At 45.1% G+C, this 15288-nt stretch carries 8 protein-coding genes, 1 other RNA gene and 2 pseudogenes; 7 read left to right on the forward strand and 4 right to left on the reverse strand.

All coding sequences use genetic code 11. The annotated features are described in order from the left end of the window. Nucleotides 1-450: 450 nt before the first annotated feature. The 7 genes and pseudogenes from FGM00_RS12975 to FGM00_RS13000 all read left to right on the forward strand — a co-directional run. Nucleotides 451-1137, forward strand: a pseudogene (locus FGM00_RS12975) (carboxypeptidase-like regulatory domain-containing protein); the annotation flags it as partial. A gap of 233 nt (nt 1138-1370) precedes the next feature. Continuing rightward, nucleotides 1371-1490 (forward strand): annotated as a pseudogene (locus FGM00_RS20145) (hypothetical protein); the annotation flags it as partial. Nucleotides 1491-1755: 265 nt separating this feature from the next. After that, nucleotides 1756-2718: a family 43 glycosylhydrolase gene (locus tag FGM00_RS12980; protein WP_138853324.1), complete on the forward strand. Its 963-nt coding sequence runs from the start codon at nt 1756-1758 to the stop codon at nt 2716-2718. 160 nt (nt 2719-2878) lie between these two features. Continuing rightward, nucleotides 2879-4372 carry a sulfatase gene (locus tag FGM00_RS12985; protein ID WP_138853325.1) on the forward strand — a complete coding sequence of 498 codons (1494 nt, stop codon included), beginning with the start codon at nt 2879-2881 and terminating at the stop codon, nt 4370-4372. A 76-nt stretch (nt 4373-4448) separates the two neighbouring features. Then, nucleotides 4449-6281 (forward strand): glycoside hydrolase family 2 protein, encoded by a 1833-nt coding sequence (locus tag FGM00_RS12990; RefSeq protein ID WP_138853326.1) that lies wholly within the window; start codon nt 4449-4451, stop codon nt 6279-6281. Nucleotides 6282-6405: 124 nt separating this feature from the next. Further along, on the forward strand, nt 6406-9741 hold the full coding sequence (locus tag FGM00_RS12995; protein ID WP_175416224.1) for a glycosyl hydrolase: 3336 nt from the start codon (nt 6406-6408) through the stop codon (nt 9739-9741). Nucleotides 9742-9750: 9 nt separating this feature from the next. Beyond that, entirely contained in the window at nt 9751-13092 is a 3342-nt protein-coding gene (locus FGM00_RS13000) for a glycosyl hydrolase (RefSeq protein WP_138853328.1), read from the forward strand. A gap of 289 nt (nt 13093-13381) precedes the next feature. Here FGM00_RS13000 and FGM00_RS13005 read toward each other — a convergent pair whose 3' ends face one another. From FGM00_RS13005 to ssrA, 4 genes are all read right to left on the reverse strand, one after another. After that, nucleotides 13382-13774, reverse strand: a complete 393-nt coding sequence (locus FGM00_RS13005; RefSeq protein ID WP_138853329.1) for a hypothetical protein — start codon at nt 13772-13774, stop codon at nt 13382-13384. A gap of 125 nt (nt 13775-13899) precedes the next feature. Next, nucleotides 13900-14184: a DUF2188 domain-containing protein gene (locus FGM00_RS13010; RefSeq protein ID WP_138853330.1), complete on the reverse strand. Its 285-nt coding sequence runs from the start codon at nt 14182-14184 to the stop codon at nt 13900-13902. Nucleotides 14185-14367: 183 nt separating this feature from the next. Then, the gene (locus FGM00_RS13015; protein ID WP_138853331.1) at nt 14368-14613 is read right to left on the reverse strand and encodes a GIY-YIG nuclease family protein; all 246 of its coding nucleotides are present in this window, start codon (nt 14611-14613) and stop codon (nt 14368-14370) included. 209 nt (nt 14614-14822) lie between these two features. Continuing rightward, nucleotides 14823-15222, reverse strand: a transfer-messenger RNA (tmRNA) gene (gene ssrA / locus FGM00_RS13020). Nucleotides 15223-15288 lie beyond the last annotated feature (66 nt).

Consider the following 15288-nt stretch of genomic DNA (forward strand, 5'->3'; position numbering starts at 1 on the left):
GCCTCCTTAAAATTTTCACTATTGATGTAATTACGAATCAATAGTGAAAGTATGATAGAATAGTGCCAATAATGAAACAATAGTGATTATTACCGATAACTCTAAACGCCTTTATTTGTTAAATAATCTTAAAATTTTAAACTAATAACACCCACAATAAGGGAAAGCTAAATCGAATTTTAGCAGCCTTGATTTCTGAGTCTTATGCCAGAATCAAGAGCTTCTATATAATTGAAAAATCATTAAAGGACGATGCGCCTTGCAAAATCATAATTAAAGAGTCAGCCATGTTAAATCTACTGGAAATTGTAAACGGAATTGTCAAGAAAAATAGACCGACACTCGCCAAATGATGTATGGGCACCATCCATGACAACCATATTATTGAACTAAACATGACTATGGTGAGAAGACTTCAAATAAAAACCACCTAAACTAAATCGAAAATTTATGAGACTAAATGACAGATTAAAAATTTGTATAGTCGTATTGCCCTTTTTGTGTTGCTCGTTAATTTTTGCGCAGGAAAAAACAATTACAGGAACAGTAGTAGACGAAGGTGGAATTCCTCTCCCTGGGGTTACGGTCATTGAAAAAGGTACCCGAAATGGCACAGTTGCCGATTTTAATGGTTCCTATTCGATAAGCGTTGCTGACGAATCCGCCATTCTAATGTTTTCTTATATAGGAATGCAGGCCCAAGAGATTCCCGTGGAGGGAAGGAACGAGATATCCGTAACCTTATCCACCGCTGCGGAACAATTAGACGACGTAGTGGTAGTAGGTTACGGAAGGCAAAAAAAGGAAAGTGTCGTAGGGGCGATTTCAGTTACCGAGGGCGATGATCTCTTGCAGGCGGGCGGAGTGACCAATGTGGGGGAAGCACTACAAGGTAGATTACCCGGAGTCATTGCTACTTCATCGAGCGGTTTGCCGGGACAAACCGATCCCAGAATCTTCATAAGGGGACAAGGTACGTGGAATGGGGACGGTGGTCAACCCTTGATTCTTATCGATGGTGTAGTGCGAGACGGAATCGGTGATATAGATGTAAACGACATCAAACAAATTTCAGTCTTAAAGGATGCGTCGGCTACCGCCGTATTCGGGGTACGGGGCGGTAATGGTGTAATATTGATCACGACCAAAAGAGGTCTCATAGGGGAAGCGCAATTGACACTTACGGGAAATGCCACGGTTAAATCCGTATCTAAACTACCCCGTCAATTAGACTCCTATTCATCCATTGGAATAGCAAACGAGGCCATCCTATATGAGTTGGCTCATCAGGAAACCTCATGGAATAAGACGTTTCAGGAACGGGCCAATTTGTTGAAAACGGTGACTCATGGGGTAACGAACCTCGCGACGTTATTTATCTGGAATACACATATAGCGATACCGAAAACAACGAAATCCATAATGTGAGGGATACCTTGGTGGTTAGAAATCGGGATGTAGTGTTTGAAGAATTCCAGGTCCAGCTCTAAATAAGATGCTTAGAAAATAATACTATTGTTTCCAAAATTACCGAGGGTCTACCCTAAACGTTTTCTTTTCAGAGGTGCAAAGCGCAATTTTTTTTATCTTGTCAAACCATTCCTTTCACCTAAAATTTTTTGGGAGTTGACAGTGGATGCTGACGATTAGGACAAGATAAAGTCCTAACGTATCCGCGTAATCAAAATAAATTTCCGGCCGCAATCAATAGATAAACCTGGAGGAAGATTTGCCTTAAAAATCAAATTTAATAAAATGAAAATAAGTAAAACTAGTGTCATAACCGTTCTGGTCGCTGTCGTTGCAATTTTGTTTTTTTTTAAGTTTAAATCACAAAATAAAGCTGATAATCAGGTAGAAAAGCAAGATATGGACAAGGTCGACGAATTGCCACAAACCTTGACGAATCCGTTAATAGATGAACCGGGCATGTCCGATCCGCACATGTTGGTAGTAGATGACGTTTGTTATGTTTTTACTGGTCATGATATTGGTTTTGGTGTTAATGATTGGGTTATGCCCGATTGGCGAATCTACAAATCAACTGATTTAAAGAATTGGGACTTTGTAGCAACGATTAGCCCCGATGATAATTATATGGGGAAGGGGAATACTTCCTGTTGGGCCGGTGATATTGTGGAAAGAAATGGAAAGTACTATTGGTATTTCTCCAACCGAAAAGAAAGCACGGGGGTTATGGTAGCTTCAAAACCTGAAGGTCCTTACAAAGATGCCTTAGGAAAACCCTTGGTAGATTCTTTTGATCCTAGCATCTTTATCGATGACGATAATACCCCGTATATTATTTACGGTGAAAAAGGCTATAAAATTGCAAGGCTAAAAAATTCGATGATCGAGCTCGATGAGGAGCCCAAACCTATCACGATCAATCGAACCACATTTTTTCCGGATACCGACAAAAATTCTTTGCACAAACACAATGGCATTTACTATTTGAGTTGTTCAGGATATTACGCAACCTCAAAAAATCTTTACGGCCCTTACGAAACCCAAGGACTTATTGGGGAAGGCTGGGGGCTTGAAACATCCTATGCCCACGGAGACTTCTTTGAGTGGAAAGACAATTGGTACCACGTTTGGTGTCATTACAAGGACCGCGAAAAAGACCGAATCAGGGATAGTTATATTGCACCGGTAATATATGGCCCAAACGGAGAAATGAGAGATGACCTAAGTCAATTGGAGAAGTCTTTGTGACAAGGTCAAAGGTGATCCGAATTACATTCCAAAAATATTAAAGGGTCTCTTATCTAGAACATAAATAGGATGAAAGAATTCGTGATATGATCAGATTTCAACTCTGTATTTTGTTAACTTATTGGAAATTTATACGCCATCTAATTCATTAAAAGGTCAAATGATACAATCGATTGGATTTTTTCGAAGTTTAATTTTATTCGCTTTTCTGCCGCTATTTGGCTGTGTTGAATCAGAAAAAGAAGAGAAAACCGCTTATAATGTGCTATTTATAGCAGTCGATGATCTGCGAACCGAGCTGAACTGCTATGGTGCATCCCACATCAAATCACCGAATATCGACCGCATGGCGGCAAACGGTGTGCGCTTTGCGAATGCCCATGTTCAACAGGCTATCTGTATGGCTTCCAGGGCCTCTATACTAAGCGGAATCAGGCCTGAAAGGCAAGGCATATATACGGGGGAGTCCGTAAATGATATAATCCCTGATGTACTAACCATGAACCGCTTTTTCGAACAGGAAGGATATGCCATTGCCTCTTTGGGGAAAATCTATCATTACGGGCAAGATACCGAAAACCAGTTCGGAGAGGACTACATAGAAGCGAACGGTACTTGGAAAGGATTGGGATACGTCACGGAGGAAGCTATTGAAAAAATGGCGCTAACGGAGAAGGAGAGACGTGGTCCGCCCTTTGAATCCGCCGACGTGCACGATACCATTTACCAAGATGGCCTGAACACGCATAACGCTATACGGGCCTTGGAAAATTTAAAGAATCAGGAAAAACCTTTTTTCATGGCCGTTGGGCTGGTCAAGCCACACCTGCCCTTCAATGCTCCTAAAAAATATTGGGACCTTTATCCCGAAGGGAGCGTATCGCTTTCCCCACTTACGGAGCGACCCAAGAATTCCAACCACTATACGGTACGTCCAACAGGGGAACTCACCAATTACTACGGAACACCCGATAGCTTTTCGGAGGTAGCGGACTCCACTGCCATTACCCTGAGAAGGGGCTATTTCGCCTGTGTATCGTACATCGATGCCCAAGTCGGTAAGCTCATGGACAAACTTGAGGAATTGGAACTCAAAGAGAACACCATTGTCGTGCTCTGGGGCGATCACGGTTATAAGCTCGGGGATTATAATAGTTGGTGCAAATGGTCTAATATGAACCTGGACACCAATGTTCCTCTGATTTTCAATATCCCCCAAGGAAAGAAAGGTGCAATCTATGACCATCCGGTCGAAATCTTGGACCTCTACCCTACCCTTGCGGAACTTTGCAGCCTGAAGCCGCCCGCCCATTTAGACGGGAAAAGTCTTGTTTCCATATTGAACGACCCGGAAACCGAACCCAAAGAAAAAGCTTATGCCTATTCCATCTGGCCGGATAACCGATGGAACTATGATAAGACCGTTATGGGATATTCCGTTACCGACAATCGGTACAACTACGTGGAATGGGTACAATTAAAGTCCGGGGAAGTTTTGGACCGGGAACTCTACGACCATAAGAACGACCCGTTGGAAACCGTTAACGTGATCGCCGATGCACAGTACAACACCGTAATAGAAGAATTGGCCCAAAAAGTGGCACTTCGCAAGGAGGCTACCGATCATGAACACAACTTTAAAAACTTGCGCTGACGTGCCCTCCGGCTTAGAACCTAAATGTTCAATAAACGAAATCATTGGTAGTCCAAAAAAATCATTAAAAATCACCATGAAGAAACTGATTCCCCTATTGTTGATGCTTCTTGCATCCACCCAACTTTTTTCGCAAGAGAACCTATTACAAAACGCTTATTCCCGAGACGGATCAACACTAAACGGCAGATGGAACTACATCCTGGATCCGTATGAATCAGGATTTTACAATTACCGACGGGAACCTCACGATCAATCCGAAAATCCCGGTGCGGGGGCCTATTTCCTGAATAGTAAGCCGAAAGATGAAACCGATCGGGTAGAATATGACTTCGACGTAGCGCCTACCCTCGTGGTTCCAGGGGATTGGAATTCGCAAAAAGAGAATCTGTTGTACTACGAGGGAACGCTTTGGTACAAGAAATCTTTCGATATACCTGATTTTGATGCCAAAAAACGTTACTATTTGCATTTCGGAGCGGTCAATTACTTCGCGGATGTCTACGTCAACGGCAAAAAACTGGGAACGCATCGAGGGGGGTTCACTCCATTTAATTTCGAGATGACCGAACTGCTCAAGGCTAAGGATAATTTTGTCATCGTCCGGGTAGATAATAAGCGAGCGGCCGATGAGGTTCCCACGGTCAGTACCGATTGGTGGAACTATGGCGGCATCACCAGAGGTGTTACGATTTACGAATTAAGCCAGACTTTCATAGAGGATTATAATCTTCAATTGGATACCAAAAATCCATCACTACTTACAGGAAGTTTACAGCTGAACGGACCTGCAAAAGCCGACACCCGTGTCGAAATCAGCATCCCGGGACTGAAAATCAAGAAATCCGTCACTACCGATGCTGAAGGCTTCGCCACCATTGAGATACCGGCAAAAAAATTGGTGAGATGGACTACCACGAACCCAAAAAGATATGCCGTGACCCTCAGCACGGATTCGGACGAAATTTCGGATACTATCGGTTTTCGGAACATAGCTACCAAAGGTTCGGACATCCTACTCAACAAGGACAAGATTTTCCTAAAGGGAATATCGATACACGAAGAAAATGTGATGCGCGGGGGAAGGGCCTATTCCATGGAAGATGCCAGGGTCCTATTGGGCTGGGCGAAAGAATTGGGATGCAATTTCGTCAGATTGGCCCATTATCCCCATAACGAAAATATGGTCCGCTTGGCCGACGAGCTCGGCTTACTGGTGTGGGAAGAAATACCGGTGTATTGGACCATTGACTGGGAGAACAGCAAAACGTATAACCGGGCTGAAACGCAGTTGAAAGAGGTAATCGCGCGTGACAAGAACCGGGCATCCGTAATCATCTGGTCAATGGCCAACGAGACCCCACAATCCGACGCACGCCTAAAGTTTCTGACCGACCTCGCCAACACGACCAAAAGTTTGGACAGTACCCGGTTGATAACCGCCGCTCTGGAAGATCATCCAAGTGAAGGGAATAAAGACAAAATGGTCATTGAGGATAAATTTGCCGAGGTGGTCGATATCGTCAGCTTTAACCAATATTATGGATGGTACGGGGGTGCCATTGAGAATCTAAAGAATATCCGCTGGGAAATAGATATAGATAAACCTGTGATCATCTCCGAGTTCGGAGCGGCCGCCCTACAAGGAAACCACGGGAACAAAACAGAAATGTGGACCGAGGAAAATCAGGAATATCTATACGAAGAGACGCTTCCTACGCTAGCGAAAATTCCACAGCTCAGCGGTATGACACCTTGGATCTTGACCGATTTCAGATCGCCGAGACGTATGCACGATGTCTATCAGAACGGATACAATAGAAAAGGGCTTATCTCCGAAACGGGTGATAAAAAGAAAGCCTTTTACACCTTACAGGATTTTTACGACGGTTTCGGTAATGAACCTTGAGGTCGATACTATGAAAATGATGGATTGGAGGAATACAACCTTCGAAAAAACAAGGGGCAAAGAACCGCTCGATAATTTTTAGGAAACACAGCTAGAACGCCTATTTAGAACAAACGATATGAAAATGAAACGAATATTTCAAATTTTACTTGCCTTTTGCTTTATAAGCGTTGGGCATTCCCAAAATTCCGAGGGCTCCGGGACCATGGAATCGAATTTTAAAAATCCGCCGAATTCGACCAAACCGAAAACCTGGATGCACGCCATGAGCGGGAACATGAGCAAGGCCGGTATGACCAAAGACTTGGAAGCTATTGCAGCAGCCGGTCAAGGTGGGGTTTTACTGTTCAATATTGCCAACAAGATTCCCTATGGGGATACTCCCTATAATTCCGAAAAGCACCACCAAATTATTACCCATGCGGCGCAAGAATGTGAGCGCCTGAACTTGAGCTTCGGCGTACATAACTGTGATGGTTGGACCTCTAGTGGCGGACCGTGGATAAAGCCGGAACAAAGTATGAAAATGGTGGTCTGGAGCGAGACCGTTGTCGATGGCGGAGAAATCGAGACCGAATTATCGCAGCCTACCACAAACGAAGGATTTTATAAAGACATCGCGGTCCTTGCCTACCCCGCCCATACGTCGGAAATAATCGATGCCCAAGTCGAGCCCACCATTACCGCCTCCGATGAAAATTTCGATATCGAAACCGCTTCGGATGGCCTAAACGGTGAGTCTACCGCCCTGAACGCCAAGAGCAACGAAAAGCCTTGGATCCTTTTCGATTACGGCAAGGAGCATACCATCAGATCCGTGTACGCATCCTATATTGGTAACGATTTAAGCGCTACGCTGGAGACTTCCGACGATGGTCAAAATTTTAGCCTTGTAAAATCTTTTGCACGTCCCACCCGGATCGGAAAAAAGAAAAGGATTTTCAGCGAATCATTTGACCCCATCACCGCGCGCTATTTTCGAATGTCCTTCGAAAAGGAAACCGATATCAGGGAAATCGATATGCGTGCGACGCGTTTTTTTAAAAACTACCTAGGCTATAGCGGTCTAGGAAGTCCGGGCAGTTATCTAGATATCGCCCAGGGGCAGGATTCCAGTACCATTATCGACAAAAAATCCATTATCGATTTGACCGGAAGCATGTCCGAAAACGGGGTCTTGAAGGGTAAGCTACCCAAGGGAAAATGGACCGTGCTGCGGTTCGGATATACTTCTACGGCCGCTAAAAACTGGCCGGCATCAAAATGGGGCATCGGTCTGGAATGCGATAAGTTCAGTCGTCCGGCCTTAAAGCAGCATTTCGACGCATTTTCCAAAAGAGTAATAGACAACGCCCGGGAAAGTGCCCCTAATGCCTTGCAGTATATAGAAATCGACAGTTATGAAATGGGTGGGCAAAACTGGACGGATGATTTCGCCACCTTGTTCCGGGGTGAAAAGGGATACGATATCCTCCCTTTCCTGCCCGTATATGCCGGACGTATTGTTGAAAGCGTCGATGCGGTATCCGGATTTAGTTTTGACATCAACGAGGTGTACTGTGATTTGATGACCAAAAATTACTTCGACTATTTTACCGAGCTATGCAACGAAAACGGGTTGAAGAGTTATGTGGAACCCTATGGGGCCGGACCGGTAAGTACCTTGGATATTTCCAAAAATGTCGATTTACCGATGACCGAATTTTGGATGAACCGACCCCGGCAAAAACGATTGACCGGTACCATTGACGGGGCCCATATCTATGGCAAGAATATCATCTCGGCCGAGGCCTTTACCACTAAACCGGACCTGAATTGGAAAATGCATCCGGCATTGGCTAAAAAATCCGGCGACATGGCCTGGGTTGCAGGGGTCAATGAATTTATGTTCCATAGGTTCGTACATCAGGCCAATCTAAATGTCAAACCAGGACTGACCATGGGTACCTGGGGCGCACATATCGACCGTACCCAAGCATGGTGGATGAATGCCGGCAAGGCATGGTTCGAATATATCTCCCGAGGCAGCTATCTACTACGGCAGGGGCATCCTGTTGCCGATGTGCTGGTTTTCGTCGGTGACCGGCCGCATACCGATGGCTTCAAACGCGATGAACTGGGTATCGAAATTCCCGTGGGACTGAACTACGATTGCACCAATACCGACGCCCTTATCAATCGAATGACGATAGAGAACGGCAAACTAAAACTTCCCGAGGGCAACGCATACGGTTATCTTGTATTGAAAGATATGCAGCTGACCAAATTGTCGACCCTACATAGAATTAAAGAAATAGCCGAGGCGGGAATACAGGTAATTGGGGGAAAACCAAAAAAACTGGCAGGATACCAAGTTACCGATCAACAACAACAGGAGTTTGAGAACCTGATTGCTGAAATATGGGGCATGCCCAATAGCTCGGCAACCTTTGATTTTACCCAAGTTCAATCAGATTTTGCGGTAGAAGGCCTTGAAAAGGAATTTATCCACCGTAAATCCGAAGAAGCCGACATCTATTTTTTCTACAATGACAAGGAGGAGACAGTCAGCTATGAGAGTGTATTTCGCGTTGCGAACAAGATTCCTGAAGTATGGAATCCGCATACCGGTCAAACGACAAAATTGGCCCGTTTTAAAAGCGAAAAAAATGGAACCCGGGTTTGGCTCGATCTTCAACCGCTTGAATCCGCCTTCATCGTATTTCGGGAAACCGCTGACGCTGTCGATCCCGTCATCTCGGTATCGGGCGAATCGAATCTATTCCTGAACGAAGACAACAAGATTATATATATCGGTGAAAAAGAGGGAACCCATTCCCTAACCTTGGCCAGTGGGGAAAAAGTCAATTTAAAACTTAAGAGCAATAGGGACACCATCGATTTGAATAGCTCGTGGGAAGTAGAATTCTTGAAAGAGTACAATTATCCGGCTAAAACCCCCTTCAAAACCCTTTTGGATTGGAAAGAGCATGAAAACGACTCCATCCGGTTTTATTCCGGAACGGCCATATACCGAAAATCGGTCGCTATCCCGAAAAAACTGAAGGATGGTGACAGGGCCGTATTGCACCTTGGGGAGGTTAAAATAGCCGCTGAAGTGATTGTAAACGGAAAGAGCGCCGGCGTACTCTGGATGGCACCGTTTACCCTGGACATAAGCAAATACCTTCAGAAGGGAGATAACAATCTTGAGATACGAGTGACGAATTTATGGACGAACAGACTTATCGGCGACGAGCATTTCCCAGAGCAAGCAGATGGATACCGGTTATCGGGCTACATTCCCAGCGATTCCAGTAAGATGCCGGACTGGTACATCAACAATGAACCTATGCCCGAAGGTCCGCGAACGACTTTTGATTCCGGGCAATTTTATAAGAAGGATGATTCGTTGATGCCTTCCGGGCTTTTGGGACCGGTATCCATAAGTTTTAAACAAGAACAAAAAATTCAGCTATAAGTGTACAAAATGACTACTATTTTTCGAACTGGTCTTGCCATCCTTGCCTGTGGCATCTTAAGTGCCCAAACTTCGGGTGATGCGCTATCGCAGGAAAAATTTTCCGATCCAGAACCGGAATATCGGCCAAAAACCTGGATGCATGCCATGAGCGGCAATATGAGTAAAGCCGGATTGACCAAGGATTTAGAGGCCATGGCCGCAACGGGCATCGGCGGTATTATTTTATTCAACGTTTCGGCTTTTACCAAAAAAGGGGATGTCGTCTTTAATTCCCCAGAACACATCGCCATGACCGGGCACGCGGCTGCGGAATGTGAGCGTTTGGGCCTAAGTTTCGGCGTCCACAATTGTGATGGTTGGACTTCAAGTGGTGGTCCCTGGGTAGCTCCCGAGCACTCCATGAAACAAATCGTACACCGTAAGATTGTCGTTGAAGGTGGAAAGGTCAATGTACAACTGCCTGAACCTACCCGACGCGGCGACTTTTATAGAGACGTGGCCACCATCGCATATCCATCCCTACCATCTGAAGTCATCGATGCAAATTCCAAACCCAAAGTAACCGCCTCTAGCGATGATTTCGATACGAATTTAATAACTGACGGCAAAATTGACGAGAGGAGCTGGTTGCGAGTACCGGAAGGTGAAATATCATGGATCCAATGGGAATACAAGCAACCTCACACCGTCAGGTCCTTTTACCTAAACTGCGAGAAAAAACGGGAAAATGGTATTACAAAACTGCAAACTTCCGAAGACGGAATCCATTTCGAGGATGTTATGGACTTTACCGTTTTACGGCAAGGAAAAAAGGAGTATGCCATTGACCAACATTTCGCAGCCATTACCGCAAAGTATTTCCGTTTTGTCACCGATATGGATTTTGAGCTTTCCGAAATAGACCTGAGTGCGGTATATCGATATAACGATATGTTACCACGTACGAGTTTATATAGGTTCGAGAACCGCAGGCTGCCCGATTTGGATGAGGCATCCAGCGAGATGATCATCCGCAAAGAAGATATGGTCAATGTTACGGAAGCCGTTGATGAAAACGGAAACCTAAAAACTACCCTACCGGAAGGCGATTGGACCATCATGCGCTTCGGTTACACGATAACCGGCGCGGTCAACAGTCCCGCATCGGACGAGGGCCGCGGATGGGAGGTAGACAAAATGAGCAGGGCTTCTTTCAAAACCTTTTTCGACGGGTACGTTAAAAATGTCATAGATGTTTCCAAGCCCGTAGCGCCCAATGCGCTTCAGTATATCGAAATTGACAGCTATGAGGTCGGGGGGCAAAACTGGACCCAGGGCTACGAAGAACAGTTCAAGGAACACTTCGGATATGATATACTGGACTTCCTGCCCCTATACGCCGGTCGGTACATCGATGATCTCGATACCACGGAACGTATTCTTTGGGATATCAGAAACTTCAATAGCCAGCTCATGGTCGAGAATTATTTCGACTATTTCACAGAACTATGTCATGACGAGGGCCTCATCAGTTATGTGGAGCCTTACAGCTTTAACGCGGCTTTCAACGAATTGGATGCGGCAAGGAGTGTCGACATTCCTATGGGCGAATTCTGGATGCACCAACGCTATCAGACCGAGACCGCAGTCTCCGGAGCCAGAATCTATGGAAAGAATATCGTTTCCGCCGAATCGTTCTCCGCACAACCGGATATAAATTGGAAAAGCCATCCGGGATTCATGAAGCTGACCGGCGATATCGCCTGGAGCCTAGGCATCAACGAGTTTATGTTCCATCGTTTTACCCATCAGGCAAACACCCACGTGGCCCCGGGAATTACCATGGGCATTTGGGGTTCGCATATAGATAGAACGCAAACCTGGTGGGAAGGCGCGGGAAAAAGTTGGTTCAAATACCTGGCGAGGGGTCAATACCTGTTACGAAAGGGTATCCCGGTTTCCGACTTACTTGTCTTTGTGGGAGATGGAACCCCCAGTTCCAGTTATCAGGCGAGATCTATTCAGCCCAAACTACCGGATTATGTGAATTTCGATTGCATCAATTCGGATGCCCTTATCAATAGAATTGAAGTAGAAGATGACAAAATGGTACTTCCCAACGGGATTTCCTACTATATGCTCCACCTGAAGAATATGAAGGAAGTAAAACTGACCACATTGCGAAAAATAGCGGATCTGGCGGCTAAGGGTATCATTATCACAGGAGAAAAGCCCCAGAAACTGGGCGGTTACAATCATTCACCTACCGATAAAAAAGAGTTCGACGAATTGGTGGAAAAAATCTGGAGCTCGCCGAAAACCAAAACCGACGAAGCCTGGGAAGAACTTTACGAGACGTATAACATTCCGAAGGACTTGGTTATGGATCAAGGTGAAGACATTGGCTATACCCATCGCAAAACGGAGAACGAGGACATCTATTTCTTTTACAATCCCCATGAAACCTCCAAGACATTCCAATGTACGTTTAACGTAGCGGATAAAATTCCGGAACTATGGGATCCAATGACCGGAGAGGCTATCAAATCGGGCACCTTCGAACATCATAAAAACGGAACGACTACGACGCTCGTGACACTGCCAACGGAAGGCTCCACTTTTGTCGTTTTTAAGACCCCTTCAGAAAATAGCATCAGCGTTGATCCCAAGTATGTGCTTGCCCATCCTGAGGTACAGGCAATTTTTTCGGAGCAGAGCGGGTTGAAATATGAAGTATCGAAGTCCGGTGAATTCGAAGTGCGATTGACCGATGGCAAAACAAAAAAATTAGAAGTCGAAAAAATTCCGGAAGCAATATCCCTTACAGGAAGCTGGGATGTTACGTTTCCCCTTCCCAATTCAGACCAAAAAACGCTTCAATTTCCCGAATTGGTCGACTGGAGTCAACACAGCGATACCGAAATCAAGTATTTTTCAGGCTCGGCAACCTACAACAAGACCTTCGACCTGTCCAAGAAAACTTTGGCCAAAGGGCTTAGGCTAAAGCTGGACCTTGGTGAAGTGCACGTCGCCGCAAAAGTGTCCCTGAACGGAAAACATCTGGGCGTACTTTGGAAGTCTCCCTACCAAATCGATATCACGGAAGCAGCCAAAAAAGGCGAGAATATATTGATAATAGAGGTGACCAATCAATGGACCAATAGGCTTATCGGTGATGAAAATTATCCGGATACTTCTGGATATTTCGATTCCGAAGAAATGCCGGATTGGTATGTCAACAACGAACCTCCTCCAAACACAAAACGTTCAACCTTCGCCACCCAAAAATTCTTCGAAAAAGGGGATGAGCTTCTATCGGCGGGCCTTATAGGCCCGGTAACTATCAAAGCCTCGAAGTTGATAGAGTAAAATAACAAATACGTATAAGCTTTCCGATGTGGTTCAGCTGCGGAGCAGATGGATGTATGCTCAATATATAATTTGTCTACAATGGTGATTCGCCCTGTCGCCGTTACAACAGGGAGTTTGTCCTTTGTAAATGCTATTTGGCCTTTTGATGGTCTTTTAGCCTTTCCTTGGATTCAGGAAGACAGCAATTCTTTAAAAGGTTCCCAGGGCCCTAAATCAACTTGTTGCTAGCCGCTAAGGAAAACACTGAATTTTTAAGGGAAATTGATGACAATGGAATAAGAAACTCCTATGCAATTTTTTCGCCAGAATCTATCATGGCCTTTAGACTAGAAACATTTTCGATATTAGCCGTATGGTAGGCCATCAAACGATTCAATGACAATTGATAACTAAGCTCTTTCATCGGATTGCCTAGGTTGCTCTTTACGATAGCCTCTAGGTTTTCGGTAATCTCATTCACAATCGAGTCGGTAGTATTGCCAGGATTCACTTGGATCGCCTTTAAGGTTTCGGAGGTGTCCCCTTCGCTCCCGCAACTGAATTGTACATAGTCGGCGAGCACCACTTGTGACCTTTCCGTAAGAAAACTGATATCACTTCCGTTAAAATAGGTGTTTACCTGTTTTGCAATGGCGTAGAGATTGCTTAGTTCCTTTCCCAATAGTTCCTTTTTTGTCATAAGTCTTGCTTTTTACCCGTGCCCCTGTTGAAACTTTAAACTAAAATACATTGTGCGCGAAACAAGTATGATCCCATTCGGTTCAATTTATGCCTTAAGAAGTTGCTAGTTCGTTCGACCTAGACCTAATCAGGATAGCTAATCCGGTCCCGAATACCGCCACTTTTGCGATGGATGATGACATCAGCCTTGTATTTTCGGGCCAAACATTTGGCCTTGTTGATGGCGGTGCTCTGTTTTCGGTGCTTGCTGGTGATGCGTTGGTTCCCTTCACGGCGAACGGCCCATCCTTCTTGATAAGGTACCACATGTTGGTGCCATGTCCGCCCACGATTGTTGCGTTGCGCGCTATTAAACAAGACTTCGAAAAGTTCAACAAGGGTTCGTAACCAAGATTTGACGTTTGACACGGGTGGTTTTTGCTGCTTTCGAAGATACTACTCCTTCGCTTTTCGCTACGCTCTGAGCTTCGGAGCATGTGGATACTAATCAAAGTAACCGCGTATTCCTCCTTCTACGCTGCTCGTTACCTCGCAGCTACGGAGGATGAAGATGATACTCCTTCGCTGAAGCTACGGGACATGCTCATTGCATTAAACTAACCTCTTATTTCGAAATGCGAAGCCCGAGCCAGTCTTCAAATATCTTTCAAAATCGTAGGCCTTTTGTTTGTCTATAAAAAGGGATAGGTGTACCAATTCAACAGGAAGTTTGTCTTTAGTAAAACTTACTTCGCCTTTTTGGTGCCCGATCAATCTCTGAGTAATATTGGTGGTATATCCTGTATAGTATTTGCCATTGGCACACTTCAATATGTAAACGGCATACGGGAGGTCCATGGTTTTTTTGGATAAAATTATAAAAGAAAGATAAAAAAAATTCTCCTACGCTCTTCGTACCTCGAGCTTCGGAGCACTGGCACTGTTGACAAACAATGGATCTACATCCACCGAAACCCTCCGAACTTGAAGACTAGAAGTTTTCAACTTATCGATTAAATTAAAAAGCCCTCCGAAGCTCGCGCAAAGCGACGAGCGTAGGAGGGCGAAGGTGGAGCCGGAGGGATTCGAACCCTCGTCCAAACAAGCAATCGCAATACTTTCTACATGCTTAGTTTCCGATTGATTTTCGACGCAGGCCTGACCGGAAACGGCCCAACCAACGCTTAGCTTCTTTAGATTTTGGTGGTAGCACCAAAGCGAATGCTACCCTTGTGTTGACTTTTCTGGTGCCCCTTTGAGAATCGCCGCCAACAAGGGCTATTCAGGGACATCTCGCTTTCCGACCTTGTCGGAACGAGGCTAAATCCTACTGTAATTCGGATTAAGCGGCAAGAGCGTAGTTATTATCGCCAATTAAAAGTGTGGAAAATGAGATTAACGAGCTGTTGACCGGCGCTCGGCATGCTTATATTCCAATTGGTCTCGCTGTCAAAACCAGTCGGCCCCTTCAATGAGTTCGATTAGCTTTGCCAATCGTAAACGAATCGAACCCTCTGTAGCTTTAGCGTAAGA

The sequence above is a fragment of the Aggregatimonas sangjinii genome, from assembly GCF_005943945.1.
Lineage (GTDB): Bacteria > Bacteroidota > Bacteroidia > Flavobacteriales > Flavobacteriaceae > Pelagihabitans > Pelagihabitans sangjinii.

Coding starts and splice junctions, on each gene's coding strand:
- FGM00_RS12980 (WP_138853324.1), top strand. CDS start 1,756: ATGAAAATAAGTAAAACTAGTGTCATAACCGTTCTGGTCGCTGTCGTT.
- FGM00_RS12985 (WP_138853325.1), top strand. CDS start 2,879: ATGATACAATCGATTGGATTTTTTCGAAGTTTAATTTTATTCGCTTTT.
- FGM00_RS12990 (WP_138853326.1), top strand. CDS start 4,449: ATGAAGAAACTGATTCCCCTATTGTTGATGCTTCTTGCATCCACCCAA.
- FGM00_RS12995 (WP_175416224.1), top strand. CDS start 6,406: ATGAAACGAATATTTCAAATTTTACTTGCCTTTTGCTTTATAAGCGTT.
- FGM00_RS13000 (WP_138853328.1), top strand. CDS start 9,751: ATGACTACTATTTTTCGAACTGGTCTTGCCATCCTTGCCTGTGGCATC.
- FGM00_RS13005 (WP_138853329.1), bottom strand. CDS start 13,774: ATGACAAAAAAGGAACTATTGGGAAAGGAACTAAGCAATCTCTACGCC.
- FGM00_RS13015 (WP_138853331.1), bottom strand. CDS start 14,613: ATGGACCTCCCGTATGCCGTTTACATATTGAAGTGTGCCAATGGCAAA.